Here is a 19,816-nt window from a genome sequence, read left to right on the forward strand (position 1 = left end):
AAAATGGCAAAACTTATTGTGACGCGCCCATCTGGTTTTCTTCATAAAAAGCAGATTTATAAAGTATTGGTCGATGGACAGGAAGTCGGCTCTGTCAAGAGTGGAGAAACATTTGAGACGGAAGTCGCTGCTGGCGCACATACAGTGCAAACTGGTATGGGTAAATTTAGTGGGATGAGCCGTGTCGTCTATTTTGATACGGGCGATGGCCAGCCGGCAAGTTTTTCAACGGATTGTCCACCATGGACAATGATATTCATGTTTTTGGCTGTCTTGTGTGGTGTTGGTGCGGGGCGTAATCTTTCCTATGGTCAGATTGGCGGCGCGCTTTTTAGTATTATTTTTCTTGTTATATGGTACTTCGTCGGACTACAATTTTTTGTTCGTTTGAAACGTGTTTCTTGAAGTGACATTTAAAATGAGAACAAGACGGTCCTTTATAAAGCTCCTTGCTGTTTCATGTGGTTTGTCGTTTTTTTCTCAATACGCTTATGCGGATGATGAAGCGACACAGCTTTTGAACCAAATCCGCCGTGAAAATGGCCTTGCGCCATTATCGCCGGATCCGCAACTGGAAAAGATGGCCCAGCATCAGGCGGATCTTATGGCTGAAAAAGGTAAGGTCAGCCATTCGATCGGGTGGGGTAACGGTTTTGTCGCCCGTTTGAGAAAATTCAATATTCATGGTGGCGCAGGTGAAAATCTTTGCGCTGGACAAAAAGATGTGGCGGCAGCCTATAAGGCATGGATGAACTCCCCCGGACATAGGCGCAATATGCTGGATAAGGAATTTACCCATTTCGGCTTGGCGCGTGCAACCAATCCCCAAAAACCCAAATATATTTATTGGGCCATTGTATTTAATCATAAACCTTTCTAATTTTTTATTTCATATAATTTGCATATTATATTTTGTTGAAGGTCATTTATATGGTTTGTTGTAACTTATTTACTTGCGTGTTGAGCAGGGAAAGTGATCGTTATACGTGTATTGCCTTTAAATGATTTGAGACTTTGTGCGGTTTTAAAAAGAGAGAAAGTTGTACTTTAGATTTACCAAGGGCCGATATTTGGTTTCGTAAAAGAAATAATGAGAAGTGGGGACTTATGAGTTCATAGGGCTTGAGCCTAGAGAGAAATTATAAGTTTAAAAATATGGTTTTGGGTTCATATCTGATGAATAAAAATTCATCGGGTTTTTACGGTCTGAAAGGTACGCGTTTCCATTTTTCCCGACGGCCCAGATTGATCCATATTCCTTTTAATCCGATAGCGCTGCGTTTGAAGATGCGTTTGATCTCGCGAGTTAATGTTTGTGATAGACTGCGTTGACGTTTTTTATCGTTATTATAGATGACACGATCTTTTTCCAACGTACTTTGTAAGCCGGCCTGAACAACAATGGCGGGATCAAGTTGATAGATCGTCAATGTAGAAAAGACCGGTAGGCGGGCATTGAAAAGCCAATGGTCGATAGGGGCGCTGACGCTATCCATTTGGGCCAATAATTTTTGTGCGGCTTTTTTTGAGATGATATAAGCGGCAGCCAGAATATGGGTACTTTTCAAGCGGCGCAGTTGAAAGTCGCTTCTGCCGGTCGTATGGGCTTCACCAAGCCATAGCTTTTTATAATGGGTTTCAATTTTGATGATATCGGCATCCTCGGGAATCCAGTCTGCCGTATTGAGGAAAAAGGGTGCCTCTTGAGACAAAGTGACATCGTCTTCAAAGATTGTAGCAAAAGTATCTTCGCCTTGGGCAATTGCTTCGATAGCGCGCTTATGGCTTAGAAAACAGGCAATTTCTCCGCGTGTCATCGGTTCAGGCCATTCATTGCTATCGTGTGCGGATTGAAGTTGTTCATCGGATAATGTGAGCGCATCAACCGCATCAATGCGTGTTATTGTCAGCCCCAACCGGTTAAACAGGGTTTGAATGCGCGAGAGGCGCTCATGTGAACGATCTAGATTGATGACATAGAGCTTCATGAAAAAGAACCGTTCCGTCTTAAGTGATTGGAATACATTAGTTGACATTACAGTGCTTGATCAAGTGCATGACATTATAAATATGAAGTATTGTGATTAAAGCGAAATGATTTTTGATCACGATGGAATGGACGGCCTATGCCGATGGATGTCCTATAATAGAAAATGATGCTTATCGACAGTTTGGCCATTATGATGATGATAATCGGTTTTTAAAAAGTGGTTGAGGCAGGCTGGATCAAGAAAAAGAGGCCTTGCTAGTCCTTGCGGAAAATAAAGCGGCCGGCAAAACCTGTGGCAATAGCCACCAGTACGGCGGCAAGACCATACCAGATGCTGTGAACATGGGCCGACCGGAAGATGCTATAGGCAAGATGTGATTTTTCAATAGAAAGCTGGGTTGTCGATGTTGCGATAAAGTGGCGGTCCTTGAACAGGAAGGCGTGGACTTGGTAGCGTCCGACAGGAATATTGGCAGGCAATTGGAATCTGGATGTAAAGAGCGAGGATGAACCGAATGTAATAGATCCTACTGCTTCTTGATAGAGATGCTGGTCTTTTTTCAGCTTGATCAGCTCGTCTTTAAAAATTCTGTTTTTTTCGGCATTGGTTGCATCACTGCGCAAAGGTAGATGTGCAAGGCCCAACCCCAAATTCTTATAGGTTTCATCAAGCGTGATGTCACGTAATTGTCTGGTGCTTGCCAATGTATAGAATGTCGGCACATTGTAGAATGTCATGGAATCGGCATTGACCCACATACCGGCTTTGCGTTGTTTTTTACGCATGACAAACTGGCGGGCGGGGCCTTCGATGACAATGATAATATCATAGCGGTTCTGTCGTAAAACTTGCGGATCGGCATTTTCCAATACGCCAGCAATATAGAGCTGGGTTCCGGAAAAGTTTGTCTCGATTGTGATCCGGTCGGTTGTAACGATGACCTGAACATTTTCACTGGTTTGGCTATTGTCGACCACAATGGCGTGCGCCGGTAGAATGGCCAAGGTAATCATAGACAGTGACAAGAGGATGATGGCGGATAATATGATTGGGGCTTGACGCATTCTATCCCCCAACGATCATAGTAAGGCTGAACAGGTCATCCGGACGGATAAAGAGCTGGAATCCCAAACGAAGGGCGACAAGTAATACCAGCAATGCCAATAGCATGCGTAATTGCTCGCCTTTGAGTTTGCGGCCCCAACGGGTGCCGTATTGTGCGCCGATCACACCGCCGACCATTAGTAAAAAAGCCAGCACAATATCAACCGATTGATTGGTAATGGCCTGCATGATCGTGGTAAATGCGGTAACAAATGTTATCTGGAAAAGCGAGGTACCGACGACAACATTGGTCGGGACGCGCAAGAGATAGATAAGAGCAGGCACCATAATAAAACCGCCGCCGACCCCCATAATGGAGGAAAGTAGGCCGATGATAAAACCGATGACCAGTACCGGAATGATGCTGACATAGATCATTGAAGCACGAAAACGCATTTTCAAGGGGAGGCGGTGGATCCAGTTGTGCTGGCCAGGACGACGAATGGTTGCACTGTTCCCTTTGCGTGATCGCATCAAGGCATGCCAGCTTTCAATTGCCATCAAGATACCGACACCGCCAAGCAGGACAACATAAAGAAGAGAAATAATCAAATCAAGCTGGCCGATCTGACGTAGTAATGAAAAAAGCTGAATGCCGAGAAAAGAGCCGACGATCCCGCCAATGACAAGCAATAAGCCCAGTTTGATATCAAGTGTTCGCCGTTTGAAGTGGGCAAGTGCGCCGGTGACTGATGAGGCGATAACCTGATTGGCGCCGGTACCGACAGCAATTGCAGGGGGGATATTATAGAAAATAAGAAGCGGTGTGATCAGAAATCCGCCGCCGACACCAAAGAGGCCGGAAAGACAACCCACAGCCGCTCCCATACCAATAAGAATCAGTATGTTGAGAGACATTTCAGCTATGGGAAGATAAATGCCCACCTCATCCTCTTCTACATTTTTGTTTTGTTAAATCTTGCGGTGCAAATAAAACAGAGTCAATCGCAAGTTCTTCAAACGCTCATCTATTTTTAAACGGCTTTGGAGCGATTGGCGCGGGCTGCTGCAATCATCCGGGCAGATTGTTCCGCATCAAAAGCCACACGTTGCATTTTGGGTTTGTCGGTTTGTTCTGCATGGCCGAACAGGGCTGTCAAAGCGTCATGAGGAGCATGCGACATGTTGCTGTGTGGTGTCTGGGCAAGATGATTGCGTTTTGCTTGCAGCGCTTCAAGTATTGCACTGCATTGTGTTTCAAATTTTGACATGTCGGAGATTTGTCGTGCGGCAGCTGTCGCTTCGCGCAATTGGCGGCTCAATTCGTCCAGCTTGGGGGCAAGCACCGATTTGATATCGTTGCAAATATCATTGCGTAATACTTGTAAAAGGGGAGCCAGTGTTTCAGGTGTCAGGGCCGGAGAAGGCGATGATATTGTTGAAGCCTGCATTTTATTCTGGCTGGCCAGTTTTTCCATGCCGGCTTCAAGAAGGGCCGCAAGTCCGTCCATATCCTTATGGCGCTCTTGTTGCTCTTCAAGAATAGCATTGGAGATTTTATCAAGGCATTCTTGAATAGGCGCAAGGGGAGATTGTGGCGCTGGTATGATTTGTTTGAGTGTCTGCTGCTGGTGCATATGACGATGCACTGCGCGCAATCGTGCTGCAATATCGCTCATGGTTACACGATGATCCGTATCAAGATCGGCGAATGCAAATTCATCCAATGCATCCTGTTTGCCGGTATTGAGATAGTTCTGAGCCATTGTTGCAGTCCAATCGGGCATAAGTGACGTTAAAACACGTAGCGGTTAGGTTTCCGCTATTATGTGTGCTTTTGGTAAAAATAGCTTTAACTGCAGTGTATAGGATAAAGATTTATAGCTTCTGCGTGACAGGCGCGCGCTGGGTCAGAACCGGTCGGATGGAAAAGCTTGAATGGATACGGGCGACACCGGGTAAGCGAGAGAGAATTTCCTTGTGAATGATTTCGTAAGCGGCGGCATTGTCGGCTTCTGTCCGCAGCCAATAGTCGGCATCACCTGTCATGAGATAGCATTCGCGAATTTCAGGATGCCGACGGATGGCTTCCTCGAAACGGTTGAGATATTCTTCTGTCTGTCGTTCCAGTGTAATCTGGATGATAGCAATTAGGCGATCATCATTACTGACGTGGCCGGTAATGGCTGTATATCCTCGGATAACGCCACTTGTTTCAAGTATATTGACACGTCGTAGGCAGGCGGAAGGTGAAAGACCGACCTCGCTTGCCAGCTGGGCATTGGTGATGCGTGCATTATGGCGAAGGCTACGGATGATGTTGCGGTCAATGGCATCAATATTATGCATAATATTCTAATAATTTGATATAAATGCGATGAAAGTTCATTTTATAGTACTTTATTTTAAAAATAAATACAACATTCGAATAGTGTTCGATTATAGTGGGTTTCAAGTACATCGTTTCAGAATTAAGAAGAGTAATTGAAACGGTTGTATGAAATGGGATTATATCAATGATGATGTCCGATCAGGTTTTGGCTGATGGTATGTTTGGCGGTTGCCTGACGATTGATCTTGGCGCGCTGGTTTCCAATTATAAGCACTTGCAGCAATGTGCTGGTCAGGCAAAGGTTGCTGCTGTTGTCAAGGCGGATGCCTATGGTTTGGGGGCTGAAAAGGTTGTGCCGGCACTTTATAAAGCCGGTTGCCGACTGTTTTTTGTAGCACAACTGGTTGAAGCTTGTCGTTTGCGCTCTTTTATCAAGGATGATGCCGTTATTGCTGTATTGAATGATATTCAGCCTGGTATGGAAGCTTTATGCGCGGATCAAGGTTTTTGGCCGGTTCTGAATGGGCGGGGCTCAATCGAGAACTGGATGGCTTATTGCCGTCAACAGAATACACGTTATCCTGCCATTCTTCAGGTGGATACGGGCATGTCCCGATTGGGGCTGGATGATGATGAAGTGGATTGGTTGGCCCAGAGTCCCGTTCTTTTTGATGTATCGGATATCCGCTTTATTATGAGCCATCTGGCGTCGTCTGAAGAACCGCAAAATCCAGCCAATCATATGCAGCTCGCAAAGCTGAAATCCATTCTTGTAAGACTGCCATCCTGCCCTGTCGCGTTTGCTAATTCCGGAGGGATCTATCTGGGTGCTGATTTCACGTTTGACCTGGTTCGTCCCGGTATCGCACTTTATGGCGTTGATCCGCTTGGGCGTTGTCAAAGCGGTCTTAAGCCTGTCGTCGAGCTTATGGCACGTGTCGTACAGACACGCCACGTTGCACAAGGGGTCGGTGTCGGTTACAGCGGCACTTTTGTGACGCGTCGCCCCAGTATCATTACAACTATTGCTGTTGGTTATGCCGATGGTTGGTCACGTCATCTTTCCAATTGCGGGCGCGCTTATTTTAAAGGGCAGGCATTGCCGATTATCGGCAGTGTATCGATGGATTCAATTACACTTGATGCCACAGATATTGAGGGGGAAACACCTTGCCAAGGTGATTTTATCGAGCTGCTTGGTCCGCATCAGACATTGCAGGATGTTGCACGTGATGCCGGTACAATCCCTTATGAAATTTTGACATCGTTAGGCCGACGTTATGACCGGCGCTATATAAACGAAGAGGAATAAAGTTATGAAAGTGCTTGTTCTCGGAAGTGGTGTTGTCGGTGTGACATCAGCTTGGTATCTCAATCAGGCTGGCCATGAGGTGACGGTTGTTGACCGGCAGCCTGGGCCAGCTTTGGAAACAAGCTTTGCCAATGCCGGACAAGTGTCATTCGGTTATACGACACCCTGGGCCTTTCCCGGTTTGATGGGCAAAGCTATTAAATGGATGACGCGTCCCAATTCACCATTAATTATTCAGCCACGCCCGAGCATGGCAATGATGGGCTGGATGATGTCGATGCTCGCCAATTGTAATGTCGAACGTTATAAGCACAATAAGGCGATGATGATACGTGTATCGGATTATAGTGCCCAGTGTCTTAAGGAACTGCGTATGTCGACTGGCATTCAGTATGATGCAAGAATGCAGGGTACCATCCAGCTTTTTCGTGATAAGCACCAGTTTGATGCGGTTAACAAGGATGTCGATGTCTTGAAAGCCGATGGTGTGGCTTTTGAGCTGCTGGATGCACAAGCTTGTGTTGAGATCGAGCCGGGTTTGGCCGGTATGAAAGAACAGATTGTCGGGGGGCTTCGCACCCCTGACGATGAAACCGGCGATTGCCAGATGTTCACGAGCAGATTGTGTGAAATGGCCAAGGAAAAAGGCGTCGATTTTAAATTCAATACTGAGATTAAGCGGCTTGTTGTTGAAAATGGTAAGATTGCCGGTGTTTCAACGTCAGCTGGTATGATGAAGGCTGATGCCTATCTTGTATGTATGGCATCCTTTACACCGTTTTTGTTGCGTGAAGTTGGTCTTCATGCGCCGATTTATCCGGTCAAAGGCTATTCGATTACTGTGCCGGTCACCGATCCAGATAAGGCACCGGTCTCGACTGTTATTGATGATGTTTACAAGGTTGCTGTGACACGTTTGGGTGATCGTATCCGTGTCGGCGGTATGGCAGAAGTTTCAGGTTATGAAATTCACCTTAAAAAAGCCCGCCTTAAGACATTGCTTGAGGCCCTGAACCTGATGTTTAAAGGGGCGAGTGTTTTTGATGGCGAGCCGGAACTTTGGTCGGGATTGCGTCCTGTAACGCCTGACAGTGTGCCTATTTTGGGTGGCACACGCTATGATAATCTTTTTATCAATGCCGGGCATGGTACTTTGGGATGGACAATGTCTTGCGGCAGCGCAGCTTTTATTGCTGATGTGATGAGTGGCAAGAAACCACAGATTGATCCGACAGGGCTTGATATTTCCCGCTATCATTAAATAACAAGGCCGGAAAATCCGGCCTTTATTTTATAGACGTTTGCAAAAATGTTATTTCAACATTTCCAAGCGCAGAGCAGCAGCACGTTGATGCCCCTCCATGCCTTCTGTTGCACTTTGGCGAGCAGCTGATGGTGCAACAGCTTTGACACCTTGAGGTTCAAGCCATTGATGTGTACAGGTTTTGACATAGGTACCGACCCACAGTCCACCAGTGTAACGACCTGCCGCCATTGTTGGCAATGTATGATTGGTGCCGCAGCATTTGTCCGAATAGACAACGCTTGCCAGTTCGCCGATAAAGAGCGAACCATAATTGCGTAGTTTTTTTGCCATGGCTTTTGGATCACGTGTGTGGACTTGTAAATGTTCGGCGGCGATATAATCAGAATAGGCAATCATCGCTTCTTCGTCATTGCAAAGTGTAACTTCTCCGTAGTTTTTCCATGCTTCTGCTGCCACTTTTGCGGTTGATAAATTTTCCAGCTGACGTTCAACTTCCTTGATTGTGTCTTGGGCCAGTTTGCGATCTGTTGTGATCAGTCCGACACGTGTACGGATATCATGTTCGGCTTGGGCCAGAAGATCGGTGGCAATCATGGCGGCATTGCCGGTTTCATCGGCAACAATAAAAATTTCGCTCGGGCCGGCAAGTTGGTCAATGCCGATATCGCCGAAGACCTGACGCTTGGCTTCGTTGACGAAAGCGTTGCCGGGACCGACAATCTTGTCGACTGGGGGAATGGATTGTGTACCATTGGCCATGGCCGCAATGGCCTGTGCGCCGCCGACACGGAAAATACGATCGGCCCCGGATAAATGGCAGCCTGCAATCATGGCTGTATGAGCGCTTGGCGGCAGACAGGCAATGACATTATCGCAACCAGCGACTTTGGCCGGTACTATCGTCATGACAGGTGCTGATAGGATCGGATATCGGCCGCCCGGGACATAACAGCCGACAGTCTCGATGGGGATGATGCTGTGGCCAAGATGGACGCCGGGAAGAGCCTCGACTTCCAGTGGTAGGATTGTTTTCAATTGTTCTTCGGCGAATCTTTTGACATTGGCAATCGCAAACTCCGTATCTGCGCGCGTTTGCGAGTCGAGCTCTTCAACCGCTCTCAAGCGTTCTTCTATCGTAACTTCAAACTTGTCAATATCGGTATTGTCAAAGCGCTTTGAGTAGTCACGTAATGCGTCATCGCCATTTTTTTTGACATTATTGATAATATCCTTAACTGTATTTTCAATAGCAGCATTGTCAGAAACGGCATTGCGATTGGGTTCTTTAAGATATGAAAAACGATCGGCTATTTTAGCTAAACGAGGTGATGCCATAAGTTTTCTCCAGTACATGTATGAGTTGGAGTTAGCTTGGTTGAAACTATAGTTTGAAACAATTCCCATTTTCGTATCTGTTTAGTATAATCACCAAACTGATTTGAAAGTGGAGGTAGTAACTTGGCTAAAATTGGACAACGGATTCGTGAACTGCGCAGACGGCGCAGTTTAAGTGCACGAGAACTTGCGGCCCGTTCAGGTATTTCTCATTCAACAATTTCATTGATGGAGCGGGATCGGCTCAGTCCATCTATTGATACGCTTGGTGCGGTTTTGGAGGCTTTGGGGACAACATTACCGGCATTTTTTTCGGATGGCCACTATGGGCCGCCCTATTCGCCTTTTTATAAGTCGGACCAATTTATCGAAATCGGTAGACCTGAGACGATTTCTTATCGTGTTGTCGGTCTGAATCACCCTAACCGACAAATTTTATTGCTTCATGAAACTTACATGCCGGGGGCAGATACCGGTAAAGAATTTTCGCATGACGCACAGGAAGGAGGTATTGTGATCAGTGGTGAAATAGAGCTGACTGTCGGTAATGAAACCCGAATACTTACCGCTGGAGATGGCTACTATTTTGATAGTCGTAAACCCCATCGGTTTAGAAATATAGCCGAAGGGAAAAGTGAAATTCTAAGTGCAATTAATCCACCAACTTACTAGCGGTTGTCCTTTTGTTGAATATATTCACCGTTGCCTTTTTACAGGATACATTTTGCTGCAAAGTCTGTTTTAATTGAGGTCTATGAATATCAAAAAAGGGGAAGCAATGATGAAAAAAGTAAAAAGGAGTTTTCTTGCAGGTGTGATTATTTTGACATCCACAACTGCTATTCTTTCAACAGCACAAGCGCGTGATCTGACCATTGTATCCTGGGGGGGGAATTTTCAGGATGCCCAACGTGAGATTTTTTTCAAACCCTATATCGGCAAGAGCGGTAAACCTGTTTTGGATGAAACATGGGAAGGTGGTTATGGTGTTTTGCAGGCGAAGGTCAAAGCCGGTACACCAAACTGGGACGTTGTCGAAGTTGAAGCAGAAGAATTGGCTCTTGGATGTTCAGATGGTATTTACGAAAAAATCGACTGGAATATGATGGGCGGTAAAGATGCTTATATTTCGGCAGGCGTCAGTGAATGCGGTGTTGGCAATATTGTTTGGTCTACAGGTCTTGCTTTTGATGGAGACCGCTATAAGGGAAATAAGCCCAGTGCATGGAGCGATTTTTGGGATGTCAAGAAATTTCCTGGTAAACGTGGTTTGAGAAAAGGTGCCAAATATGCACTTGAATTTGCACTGATGGCTGATGGTGTCAGAGCGGATGAAGTCTATGATGTGCTTTCGACACCTGAAGGTGTGGATCGTGCATTCAAAAAACTGGATGTTTTGCGTAAGGATATTATTTGGTGGGATTCTCCAGCCCAGGCGCTGCAGCTTTTGTCTTCAGGTGAAGTTGTTATGACATCGGCTTATAATGGTCGTATCAGTGGGCTTAATCGTTCAGAAGGTCGCCATTTCAGCTTTGTGTTTCCTGGTAGTGTTTATGCCGTTGATAGCTGGGTTATCCTCAAAGGTAGTCCCAATAAAGATGAGGCGATGAAATTCATTGCCTTTGCAAGTCAGCCAGAAAACATGGCAAAGCTGCCCAAATATATCGCTTATGGTCTGCCGCGCAAGGCTGCAGGTGATCTGGTGCCAGAAGAATTTCGTCCAGAACTATCGACAACGCCGGAAAATATGGAAGGAGCATTGGCTCTTGATTCAGATTTCTGGACTGATAACGGTGAAGCCTTGACTCAGCGTTTCAATGCATGGGTTGCCCAATAAAAGGCTGATCAAGATGGAAGAAGAGGGCTATGCTCTTTTTCTTCATCTCTGATATGTTCTGTCCATTCAATATAACAGTTTTATAACGGATAGAGCTATCATCTTTTGTTTTTGCATTACTCTATATTGGATATTGTTCCATGAATGATCCTTATATCATCTTTGAAAAAGTAAAAAAATCATACGGTATGCTGACCGTTGTTAAAGATCTTGACATGTCTATTGATAAAGGAGAATTCATTAGTCTTTTGGGGCCTTCAGGCTCCGGAAAAACAACCTTGCTAATGATGCTTGCAGGATTTGAACGGGTTTCCGGTGGTCATATTCGTGTCAATGGCAAACAGATCGATAATATTGCGGCACATAAACGCAATATGGGTGTTGTCTTTCAAAATTATGCGCTTTTTCCTCATATGAGTGTTGGGCAGAATATTGCATTTCCATTGAAAATGCGTGGTGTGAGCAAGAGTGAAATTACGGAACGTGTTAAGAAATCTCTGGATATGGTACAGCTCTTGTCCATGATTGATCGGCGCCCTGGGCAGTTGTCCGGCGGTCAGCAGCAACGTGTAGCCTTGGCCCGTGCATTGGTGTTTGAGCCTGAGGTTGTTCTTATGGATGAACCACTTGGTGCGCTTGACAAAAAGTTACGCGAGCAGATGCAGATTGATATCCGTAGGCTTCATCGTGAGCTTGGCCTTACGATTGTTTTTGTCACTCATGATCAAGGTGAAGCCTTAACGATGTCAGATCGGATTGCAGTATTCAATCAGGGTAGGATCGAACAAATTGCTTCTCCCAATCAGATATATGATCATCCGTCTACAAAGTTTGTTGCTGACTTTATTGGTGAATCTAATTTGCTAGATGGGCGTGTTATTCAAAATACAGGTGATCATACAAAGATTGAAGTTTCGAAAGACTGTATCTTGACGGTTGCTGGACGATATAGTTTCGCTGATAAGCAATCTGTCAGTCTCTGTATTCGTCCTGAACGAGTCAGGCTTGAAAAAAGTACTAATATTGAAAATGCCATTGCTGCAAAAGTTGAAGATGTTGTCTATCATGGTAACCATCTGCAGATCATAGCACAAGCCGGTCCTTTTCCGTTCATGGCAACGACAGACCGTTTATCAAAGGTGCCGAAAATCGGTGATGAACTGATTTTTTATTTTTCTGCTGCTGATAGCTGGATTGTTGTATGATGAAACGATTTTTCCCTTTTCTGCTGGTAGCGCCATTATTGTGTTTTCTCATGGCCTTTTTTCTGGCACCGCTTTATGTCATGACTAAATCATCTGTATCAGATCCGATTGCAAGCTTGACATTACCCTTGACGTCTGTGGCATTAGAGGACTGGGATGAAACCCGTCCGATTAGTAAGGATATGCAGCAGGCGCTTATTTCTGACATCAAAAATATTAATGATAGTATGCTTTTTGGCGATTTAGTCAGGCGGTTGAACAGTGCCCAACCCGGATTTCGTTCCCTTTTGACCAAAACACGTAGCGCTATTATTGATAATGGTAATATAAGCGATCTTGCTAGCATTGATAAAAGATGGCAACGTCCCGTGTTCTGGCATGTTGTTGCTGTTGCTACTCATTCTACATTGACTGACCGTAATTTGCTGGCTGCTGTTGATTTAAAGCGTGACACGCAAGGTAATATCGTAGCAATGCCTGATGGTATGTCAGCCAATCTCGCGATTATGATACGGACATTTATGATATCGCTTTCAGTTACAGTTTGCTGTCTGGTTATCGGATATCCCTATGCTATGGTAGCGGCTTCCGTGCATGGGTGGAAGCGTAATGTCATGTTGGGAGCTGTTCTGTTGCCTTTGTGGACATCGTTGCTGGTTAGGACGGCAGCGTGGTTTATCCTACTGCAGGACAATGGTTTGATCAATTTAACCCTGCAGGGATTTGGCCTGATTGACCAGCCGCTTTCGTTGATTTTTAATCGTGCCGGAGTCATTATTGCGATGACCCATGTTCTTTTACCCTTTATGGTATTGCCTATTTTTAGCGTCCTTATTTCAATCCCAGGCAATCTGATGTCTGGAGCTGCATCACTAGGAGCTTCGCCGTTACGAGCTTTTTGGTATGTGCTGTTTCCACTTTCTCTGCGTGGCATCATTTCAGGTTCATTGTTGGTTTTTATGGCGTCACTTGGGTATTATATCACTCCTGCTTTAATTGGTAGCGCACAGGACCAGATGATTTCATCGATCATTGCCTATTATGCGACAGGTGCGGCGAATTGGGGCATGGCGGGTGCATTGGGTATTATTCTGTTGGCTGCTACCTTGATACTTTACGGCGTCTATATGAAATTATCCGTCGGCTCCGAGGTGCGAATGTGATGATATTGAGATATAGTAAGGTTTTTTATGCCGCAATTATCATTTTTTTCTTGTTGGCGCCATTAGTAGCGATTATGCCGTTAGCCTTTACCGATAGTGTATTTCTTAGCTATCCAATAGAGCATTATTCTTTGCGTTGGTTTGATGAGCTTTTTACATCGGATGCATGGGGACGTTCAATTGTAAATAGTTTGGTTATTGCCGTTGGAACTACATTTTTATCAACGCTATTGGGAACGGTTGCAGCTTTAGGATTGCGCGGGTACAAATTGGCGCGCCCCTTGGCGGCAATCAAGATTGTTTTTCTTATACCAATGATTGTACCAGCCGTTGTCCTTGGTGTTGGGATGCAATTGCTTTTTTCACGTTATGGATTGGCGAATAGCTATGCTGGAGTTATTATTGCACATACAGTTCTGGCTATTCCTTTTGTGGTTATTAATGTACTTGCAGTATTGCAGCATCTTAATATCCGTTTAGAACAGGCCGCTTCGAGTTTGGGGGCATCACCTGTTCGGGTCTTTTTTTTCGTGACGCTGCCTCTGTCTATGCAGGGTATTATAACAGGTGCTGTTTTTGCTTTTGCCACATCTCTTGATGAAGTGGTATTAACCCTTTTTGTTGCGGGTCCTAACCAGCGTACATTAGCCCGCCAGATGTTTTCATCAATCAGAGAAAATATTAGTCCTGCTATTGCTGCAGCTGCTTTTATCTTCATTGTCGGAACAATTGTGCTGGCATTAATACTGCTTTTGGTTAAGCGTTTTTTGCAAGCACGGACTTAGATATAGAATCCATTGATTGTTTAAAGTCATATAGTGAACAGCAAAAATTACGTATGATAAAGCGAGGAGTGGATGAGATATCCGCATACTCTTTTAATAAAATAGATTAAAGTTTTCTATGTTTTACGAATATGGAGCTTTTTCTGATACTTAAGTCCTTAATATTGTTGTTTTATAGCATTGTAATGAAGCTGAAAAGCTGCCTTTACCGAAAGGTTCTCATGCTTCGTCCTGAATGAAACGGGCCGCTTTTTCGGCAATCATCAATGTGGGTGAATTGGTGTTGCCGCTGGTGATTGTCGGCATAATGCCTGCATCGACAACACGTAAATTTTTGATGCCGCGCACTCTTAAATGGCTGTCGACAACGGCATCAGGATCATCATCACGTCCCATTTTTGTTGTGCCGACCGGATGGAAGATTGTGCTGGCAATATCGCCGGCAAGTTTGGCCAGTTCTTCATCGCTTTGATATTGGATGCCGGGTTTATACTCCTCAGGCTTATATTTGGCCAATGCAGGTTGAGCGACAATATTACGGATCTGCCGGATACTGTCGGCAGCAATGAGGCGGTCGTCATCTGTGCTGAGATAGTTGGGTGCAATCAAGGGAGCATCTTCCATCCGATTGGAGCGGATGGTGACATGTCCGCGGCTGGACGGATTGAGGTTACATACACTCGCGGTAAAGGCCGGAAAATTATGCAAGGGCTGGCCAAAAGCATCAAGGCTTAAAGGTTGGACATGATATTGCAAATTGACGTGTGCGCGGTCCGGGTGTGAGCGGGTAAATGCGCCAAGCTGTGAAGGAGACATACTCATAGGCCCACGCCGACGTAAAGCATATTCCAGTCCGATCATAGCTTTGCCAATGATATTATTGGCAAGAACATTGAGTGTTTGGGCACCTTCAACCTTGAAGACTGCTCGAATCTGCAGATGGTCTTGTAAATTTTGACCGACACCGGCAAGTTCATGTTCGACTGTGATGCCATGCTGCTGTAACAGGGCTGCAGGGCCGATACCTGACAATTGTAAAATTTTCGGAGAGTTGATCGCGCCTGAAGAAAGAATGACTTCTTTATTGGCTTTAACCGTGATCTGCTGGTTAGTTCGGCGTAGCTTGACGCCGATGCATTGCTTTTCGCCTTGCGGGCCTTGTTCAATCAGTAGTTTTTCAACCTCTGCTTCAGTCCATATTTCCAGATTTTTCCGGTTGGCTGCAGGACGTAAAAAGGCTTTGGCTGCATTCCAGCGCCAGCCTGAACGTTGGTTGACTTCGAAATATCCAACACCTTCATGATCGCTTGTATTGAAGTCGTCATTTTTGGGAATGCCAGATTGGACAGCAGCTTCGGCAAAGGCTTCCAGTATGTCCCATTTTAGGCGTTGCTTTTCGATTCGCCATTCGCCGCCATGGCCATGAAGATCGGAAAAGCGGCGGTTATGACCGATTTCAGGATCATTGTTATCATCCAGACGATAATGGTCTTCATGTGCTTTGAAGGCCGGCAATACATTTTGCCATAACCATGCTGTGTCACCAGTTAGTTCCGACCAGTGGTTGTAGTCCCGCGCTTGTCCGCGCATATAGATCATGCCGTTGATAGATGAGCAGCCACCTAGCGTTTTGCCGCGTGGGTAGCCGAGAGAGCGTCCGTTTAAACCTTTGTCGGCTTCGGTTTTATAGAGCCAATCTGTGCGCGGATTGCCAATGCAATAGAGGTAGCCTACGGGGATGTGGACCCATGGATAATTGTCTTTTTTCCCTGCTTCCAGAAGCAGGACGCGAACAGATGGATTTTTGCTTAAACGGTTGGCAAGCAGGCAGCCAGCGGTGCCTGCTCCAACAACAATATAGTCAAATGTATATTGGTTGCTCATATTGTTAATGCTGCTTTCTTTTACCCAAATTTACGGCCGCTTTAATATGGGCCGCATCCTCATTGTTTTTTTATATCAGATGAGTGGATTTCAAAAATTTAAAATCTTGAAGCTATGGTTTATGTAAGCAGCATATGGACACATTTGTTTAAATGTGTTGTTGCCTTGGAGGTGACTGTTTCTATTTTGCTTTACATATTCTGATCGTTGCAGCTTTTACCCTAGGGCTGGTCATGGCTCCAAGATAGGGGCTGGTGTTATATTTGGTATGATAGGCTATATCGATTTTGTCATTAAGTGTATCATCGTGGATTGGATCGAAAGTAACGATATGGGTTTTACCAGCGGCAATGATTATGCCGCTTTTTTGCTTGATGGCTGATTGATACCAGCGTGATGATAGGCCGTTATAGGCGCGTACATAAAGGGCATTTTCAACAATAACCTGCCATATCCAGGTTGGTGTGCCGGTGGTGCCGTTTTCATAATAGGGGGCGATTTTCAGGTCATCGGCCTTATTGATTGCAGCAAGTGTTTGTGCATCCCACATTGATCTCTCCTATTTATTCAAAATATGCGATAGTACAGACGAAGCTCGCGCTCCGACGTCAGGGCTGATCTTTTCATCAAGAATGGTAATGATTTTTCTGATTTGAGCTTCCGTCAATCCCGTATTCATGCCGATAGCGAAATGCCCCTGTAATTGCAGTTCCAAACCCGGCAATGTGGCGAGAATTGCAATAGTGGCTACTTCGCGGGTTTGATAATCCAATACATCACGGATAAAAATGTCGCCGAAAAGATGGCTTTTTAGAAACTGGTCAATAGCTGGTGCAAAAGCATAGACACCGCCGCTGACAGGCTGGCCGACAACTTCAGTCTGGATGGCTGTACCAATATCGAGCATCGGCCTGTTGGTGGGTATGGGAGAAGCAGTTTTGCCTTCGATGTTTTCTTTTCCGGCTTTTTGCCGTTCATCAATAATCTGCATAAAAACACCAAGACCGTTCAGGCTGCGTGGAAAACCCGCATAGGCATAGGTATGGACAAGCACTTCCTTGATCTCATTAATTGTCAGGCCGTTATCTAGACCGGTATTCAATGCGGCTTTAAGTTTTTCCATATTTCCTTGAGCGGTGAAAGCGGTAATGGGAACAATCATTTCTTGTTGAGGTGTAAGCATTATGTCGTCTCCGTTTTGTGCGACGGTCATTGTCAAAGCCAAGAGCGAGAAAGTCGTGTTGCAATGCTTGATAGGATTATTTCAAAAGTATCTATCGGCTTTTTTAATGATTGCGGCGCTATTTATTGCCCTCTTGGGCCGACTCTAGTCACATTGGCTTTAAGGGAAAATGGATTAAAATCGCATGATCTTATGAATAGCATTCATGAATAAAGCTGATATGGTATCAGTCATTATTTCACTTTATCAGGATGCCATGATGCTGCGTGAAAATATCCATGATTTGATGTCGTTTTTTGTGGTGGCGCGTGAAAAAAGTTTTACCCGTGCCGCACACCAGCTTGGTGTTTCGCAATCCGCTTTGAGCCACGCTATGCGTGGACTGGAAGAGCGAATGAATATACGTCTTCTTACCCGCACAACACGCAGTGTTGCGCCGACTGAAGCGGGAGAACGGTTGATCGAATATATTGAACCTTTGCTTGATGAGATGCGTGAACGGCTTGAAATGGTCAATCAGTATAGCGACCGTCCTTCCGGCACAATCCGTCTGACGACAGTCGATCATGCTGCCGAATTTATTTTGTGGCCTAAATTGCAGGTCTTTTTACGTCAATACCCGGATATCAATGTCGAGGTCAGTGTTGACTATGGTTTGGTCGATATTGTCAGTAGCCGTTTTGATGCGGGCATAAGATTGGGCGAACATCTTGCCAAAGATATGATCGCGGTGCGTGTTGGACCGCAAATGCGCATGGCGGTTGTGGCTGCCCCGTCTTATTTTGAAAACCGCAGTAAGCCGCAGACACTTGATGATCTTGAGGACCATAATTGCATCAATCTACGGCTACCGACATCGGGAGGTCTTTATCCATGGGAGTTCGACGTGGATGAGCGTGAGGTCAAAATACGTGTTAAAGGACAGCTTGTTTTCAATACCTATCCTCAAATATTGACCGCCGTGCTTGATGGGTTTGGTTTGGCCTATATACCGGAAGAACAGGTTTTGCCGATGATTGAAGAGGGGAGGTTGGTGCGTGTATTGGAAGAGTACTGTTTACCGTTTCCGGGTTATTATCTTTATTATCCAAGCCGACGCCATCATACGAAAGCTTTTAATCTACTGATAGAAATGTTGCGCTATCGTGAATAGGCAATAAGATTGTATGCCCCGTATTTTCAAGGATCGGTTGACGGAAAGCTGATTGTTAAATATTTCTTTCTGTTGATTCCTAGGAGAGTATATATGAATATTTTGCTGATACTTGGTCTCATAGTTCTTTTATTTATTGTGTATATTACTTATTCATTGACTGATAATACATCTAAAAAAATTCCTCAGTCACCTGAAAAAAATCCAGAAAACAATAATGCTCAAAATAACAGTGATGCATCTTATGGAGCACATGTAACTTCTCAAAATACTCTTATGCCAGTAGTAGCTGCCAACCTCCAATTATCTTGAAACAAAGATTTACAGGGCTTGGCTGGCTGGGTGTCATCATGTTGTTTCTTTGCCCCATTATCACTGGGCTGGTAATTAGCCAGAACATAGCAGCAATGAATCGGTCAATATCGTACGGATATCCTGCTCCAAATTACGGCTTAGCTTATATTATTCTTGGTTTTTCAGGGCTGCTGGCTTTTGTCCTCGTCATCATAGGTCGTGAATTTTATTCGGTTCCGTCTGGTCGGAAATAAGCCTCTAGCCAGTCTATATAGACTGGCTATTCACTAATATGATTTTTACACTATTCTTGATTATCCTCGGTTGTTGGCCATGTTAGTATTAGATCAACTTTATCATCTTCATTGGCTTGATAAGTGATGATTCTACCCCGGGCTTGAGCCATAAGCTCATCTTTATGTAAGGATATCCCGTGGCGTGTTTTCTAAATTAATCAATATAGAAATGTAATCATGTAACAGAAGAGTTGTAAATGGATATGCTGTAGGTGATATAGGAGCTTCCTTTAACAAAAAAAGCCTATGCCTGAACCGCGCTTGCTGCCTTTTGTGATGCAAAGGCGGCTGCAACCTGTGTCAGTCCAGTGAAACTGCCTGTAAGAGGCTGGCGGCCAATCTCACGCATTTTTTTTCAATCTTATCAACTTCATTCGACAAGAATTGCAATGACGAAGTGCTAATCTCAAGAATGCCTCATGAGCCATGTGAAATACCACTATTACCACTATCTTATGGTGGCACAACCAGCTATGTCATCCCTATACGTCGTCCAGTATAGAATGGCGTCGATTAAAATAGGGCTTTATGAAATTCATTCAGGTTCAGTGAACCTCAAGATAACATCATAAATATATTTAAGTTATTGATGTTACTGGTGCCGCAGATAGGATTCGAACCTACGACCCCATCATTACGAATGATGTGCTCTACCAACTGAGCTACTGCGGCATTCTAAACAGCATTTTATAACGTATAGGCTGTTGTAGTACTGCTCTGTGTGTGCTGATACAA

The 19,816-nt window shown here is 44.9% G+C and carries 20 protein-coding genes and 1 tRNA gene; 11 read left to right on the plus strand and 10 right to left on the minus strand.

Annotation, left to right across the window (positions count from 1 at the left end):
• The first annotated feature begins 3 nt into the window (after nt 1-3).
• The gene (locus ACYZ97_RS00600) at nt 4-405 is read left to right on the plus strand and encodes a hypothetical protein (protein WP_473299419.1); all 402 of its coding nucleotides are present in this window, start codon (nt 4-6) and stop codon (nt 403-405) included.
• 13 nt (nt 406-418) lie between these two features.
• On the plus strand, nt 419-880 hold the full coding sequence (locus tag ACYZ97_RS00605; protein ID WP_473299421.1) for a CAP domain-containing protein: 462 nt from the start codon (nt 419-421) through the stop codon (nt 878-880).
• A gap of 319 nt (nt 881-1,199) precedes the next feature.
• Here the strand turns inward: ACYZ97_RS00605 and ACYZ97_RS00610 are convergent, their stop codons facing one another.
• The 5 genes from ACYZ97_RS00610 to ACYZ97_RS00630 all read right to left on the minus strand — a co-directional run bounded on the left by ACYZ97_RS00610 (nt 1,200) and on the right by ACYZ97_RS00630 (nt 5,384).
• Complete coding sequence (locus ACYZ97_RS00610) at nt 1,200-1,988, minus strand: glycosyltransferase family 25 protein (RefSeq protein WP_473299423.1); 789 nt, start codon at nt 1,986-1,988, stop codon at nt 1,200-1,202.
• A 257-nt stretch (nt 1,989-2,245) separates the two neighbouring features.
• A complete protein-coding gene (locus ACYZ97_RS00615; protein WP_473299424.1) occupies nt 2,246-3,055 on the minus strand; it encodes a TIGR02186 family protein in 810 nt (269 codons plus the stop codon).
• A gap of 1 nt (nt 3,056) precedes the next feature.
• Entirely contained in the window at nt 3,057-3,980 is a 924-nt protein-coding gene (locus ACYZ97_RS00620; RefSeq protein WP_473299426.1) for a sulfite exporter TauE/SafE family protein, read from the minus strand.
• A gap of 89 nt (nt 3,981-4,069) precedes the next feature.
• A complete protein-coding gene (locus tag ACYZ97_RS00625; protein ID WP_473299428.1) occupies nt 4,070-4,801 on the minus strand; it encodes a hypothetical protein in 732 nt (243 codons plus the stop codon).
• Nucleotides 4,802-4,913: 112 nt separating this feature from the next.
• Nucleotides 4,914-5,384, minus strand: coding sequence for an Lrp/AsnC family transcriptional regulator (locus tag ACYZ97_RS00630; protein ID WP_473299430.1), 471 nt, complete (start codon nt 5,382-5,384; stop codon nt 4,914-4,916).
• A gap of 167 nt (nt 5,385-5,551) precedes the next feature.
• Between ACYZ97_RS00630 and alr the strand changes: the two genes are divergently transcribed.
• Both alr and ACYZ97_RS00640 read left to right on the plus strand, forming a co-directional pair.
• Nucleotides 5,552-6,679, plus strand: a complete 1,128-nt coding sequence (alr, locus tag ACYZ97_RS00635; protein WP_473299432.1) for an alanine racemase — start codon at nt 5,552-5,554, stop codon at nt 6,677-6,679.
• 4 nt (nt 6,680-6,683) lie between these two features.
• On the plus strand, nt 6,684-7,940 hold the full coding sequence (locus ACYZ97_RS00640; RefSeq protein WP_473299434.1) for a D-amino acid dehydrogenase: 1,257 nt from the start codon (nt 6,684-6,686) through the stop codon (nt 7,938-7,940).
• 51 nt (nt 7,941-7,991) lie between these two features.
• Here the strand turns inward: ACYZ97_RS00640 and hisD are convergent, their stop codons facing one another.
• Nucleotides 7,992-9,281 carry a histidinol dehydrogenase gene (gene hisD / locus ACYZ97_RS00645; RefSeq protein WP_473299436.1) on the minus strand — a complete coding sequence of 430 codons (1,290 nt, stop codon included), beginning with the start codon at nt 9,279-9,281 and terminating at the stop codon, nt 7,992-7,994.
• Between the two features lie 123 nt (nt 9,282-9,404).
• Here hisD and ACYZ97_RS00650 point away from each other — a divergent pair, with 123 nt between their 5' ends.
• The 5 genes from ACYZ97_RS00650 to ACYZ97_RS00670 all read left to right on the plus strand — a co-directional run bounded on the left by ACYZ97_RS00650 (nt 9,405) and on the right by ACYZ97_RS00670 (nt 14,271).
• Nucleotides 9,405-9,953, plus strand: a complete 549-nt coding sequence (locus ACYZ97_RS00650; RefSeq protein ID WP_473299437.1) for a cupin domain-containing protein — start codon at nt 9,405-9,407, stop codon at nt 9,951-9,953.
• Between the two features lie 109 nt (nt 9,954-10,062).
• Nucleotides 10,063-11,118, plus strand: coding sequence for an ABC transporter substrate-binding protein (locus tag ACYZ97_RS00655; RefSeq protein ID WP_473300588.1), 1,056 nt, complete (start codon nt 10,063-10,065; stop codon nt 11,116-11,118).
• Between the two features lie 140 nt (nt 11,119-11,258).
• On the plus strand, nt 11,259-12,323 hold the full coding sequence (locus tag ACYZ97_RS00660; RefSeq protein ID WP_473299439.1) for an ABC transporter ATP-binding protein: 1,065 nt from the start codon (nt 11,259-11,261) through the stop codon (nt 12,321-12,323).
• On the plus strand, nt 12,320-13,486 hold the full coding sequence (locus tag ACYZ97_RS00665; RefSeq protein ID WP_473299441.1) for an ABC transporter permease: 1,167 nt from the start codon (nt 12,320-12,322) through the stop codon (nt 13,484-13,486). Before ACYZ97_RS00660 ends, ACYZ97_RS00665 begins: the two co-directional genes overlap by 4 nt.
• Nucleotides 13,486-14,271 (plus strand): ABC transporter permease, encoded by a 786-nt coding sequence (locus ACYZ97_RS00670; RefSeq protein WP_473299443.1) that lies wholly within the window; start codon nt 13,486-13,488, stop codon nt 14,269-14,271. The genes ACYZ97_RS00665 and ACYZ97_RS00670 overlap by 1 nt, the downstream gene beginning before the upstream one ends.
• Nucleotides 14,272-14,490: 219 nt before the next feature.
• Here ACYZ97_RS00670 and ACYZ97_RS00675 read toward each other — a convergent pair whose 3' ends face one another.
• From ACYZ97_RS00675 to ACYZ97_RS00685, 3 genes are all read right to left on the minus strand, one after another.
• Nucleotides 14,491-16,155, minus strand: a complete 1,665-nt coding sequence (locus tag ACYZ97_RS00675; RefSeq protein WP_473299445.1) for a GMC family oxidoreductase — start codon at nt 16,153-16,155, stop codon at nt 14,491-14,493.
• Between the two features lie 181 nt (nt 16,156-16,336).
• Entirely contained in the window at nt 16,337-16,705 is a 369-nt protein-coding gene (locus tag ACYZ97_RS00680; protein ID WP_473299447.1) for a DUF2255 family protein, read from the minus strand.
• 9 nt (nt 16,706-16,714) lie between these two features.
• Nucleotides 16,715-17,338, minus strand: coding sequence for a carboxymuconolactone decarboxylase family protein (locus ACYZ97_RS00685; protein ID WP_473299449.1), 624 nt, complete (start codon nt 17,336-17,338; stop codon nt 16,715-16,717).
• A 259-nt stretch (nt 17,339-17,597) separates the two neighbouring features.
• Here ACYZ97_RS00685 and ACYZ97_RS00690 point away from each other — a divergent pair, with 259 nt between their 5' ends.
• Both ACYZ97_RS00690 and ACYZ97_RS00695 read left to right on the plus strand, forming a co-directional pair.
• A complete protein-coding gene (locus tag ACYZ97_RS00690) occupies nt 17,598-18,491 on the plus strand; it encodes a LysR family transcriptional regulator (RefSeq protein ID WP_473300589.1) in 894 nt (297 codons plus the stop codon).
• Between the two features lie 93 nt (nt 18,492-18,584).
• Entirely contained in the window at nt 18,585-18,803 is a 219-nt protein-coding gene (locus tag ACYZ97_RS00695; protein ID WP_473299451.1) for a hypothetical protein, read from the plus strand.
• Between the two features lie 874 nt (nt 18,804-19,677).
• Here the strand turns inward: ACYZ97_RS00695 and ACYZ97_RS00700 are convergent.
• A tRNA-Thr gene (locus ACYZ97_RS00700) sits at nt 19,678-19,753 on the minus strand.
• Between the last annotated feature and the right edge of the window lie 63 nt (nt 19,754-19,816).

It is taken from the genome of Bartonella sp. bp_1, assembly GCF_055808085.1.

Coding starts and splice junctions, on each gene's coding strand:
- ACYZ97_RS00600 (WP_473299419.1), top strand. CDS start 4: ATGGCAAAACTTATTGTGACGCGCCCATCTGGTTTTCTTCATAAAAAG.
- ACYZ97_RS00605 (WP_473299421.1), top strand. CDS start 419: ATGAGAACAAGACGGTCCTTTATAAAGCTCCTTGCTGTTTCATGTGGT.
- ACYZ97_RS00610 (WP_473299423.1), bottom strand. CDS start 1,988: ATGAAGCTCTATGTCATCAATCTAGATCGTTCACATGAGCGCCTCTCG.
- ACYZ97_RS00615 (WP_473299424.1), bottom strand. CDS start 3,055: ATGCGTCAAGCCCCAATCATATTATCCGCCATCATCCTCTTGTCACTG.
- ACYZ97_RS00625 (WP_473299428.1), bottom strand. CDS start 4,801: ATGGCTCAGAACTATCTCAATACCGGCAAACAGGATGCATTGGATGAA.
- ACYZ97_RS00630 (WP_473299430.1), bottom strand. CDS start 5,384: ATGCATAATATTGATGCCATTGACCGCAACATCATCCGTAGCCTTCGC.
- alr (WP_473299432.1), top strand. CDS start 5,552: ATGATGATGTCCGATCAGGTTTTGGCTGATGGTATGTTTGGCGGTTGC.
- ACYZ97_RS00640 (WP_473299434.1), top strand. CDS start 6,684: ATGAAAGTGCTTGTTCTCGGAAGTGGTGTTGTCGGTGTGACATCAGCT.
- hisD (WP_473299436.1), bottom strand. CDS start 9,281: ATGGCATCACCTCGTTTAGCTAAAATAGCCGATCGTTTTTCATATCTT.
- ACYZ97_RS00655 (WP_473300588.1), top strand. CDS start 10,063: ATGAAAAAAGTAAAAAGGAGTTTTCTTGCAGGTGTGATTATTTTGACA.
- ACYZ97_RS00660 (WP_473299439.1), top strand. CDS start 11,259: ATGAATGATCCTTATATCATCTTTGAAAAAGTAAAAAAATCATACGGT.
- ACYZ97_RS00665 (WP_473299441.1), top strand. CDS start 12,320: ATGATGAAACGATTTTTCCCTTTTCTGCTGGTAGCGCCATTATTGTGT.
- ACYZ97_RS00670 (WP_473299443.1), top strand. CDS start 13,486: ATGATATTGAGATATAGTAAGGTTTTTTATGCCGCAATTATCATTTTT.
- ACYZ97_RS00675 (WP_473299445.1), bottom strand. CDS start 16,155: ATGAGCAACCAATATACATTTGACTATATTGTTGTTGGAGCAGGCACC.
- ACYZ97_RS00680 (WP_473299447.1), bottom strand. CDS start 16,705: ATGTGGGATGCACAAACACTTGCTGCAATCAATAAGGCCGATGACCTG.
- ACYZ97_RS00685 (WP_473299449.1), bottom strand. CDS start 17,338: ATGCTTACACCTCAACAAGAAATGATTGTTCCCATTACCGCTTTCACC.
- ACYZ97_RS00690 (WP_473300589.1), top strand. CDS start 17,598: ATGCTGCGTGAAAATATCCATGATTTGATGTCGTTTTTTGTGGTGGCG.
- ACYZ97_RS00695 (WP_473299451.1), top strand. CDS start 18,585: ATGAATATTTTGCTGATACTTGGTCTCATAGTTCTTTTATTTATTGTG.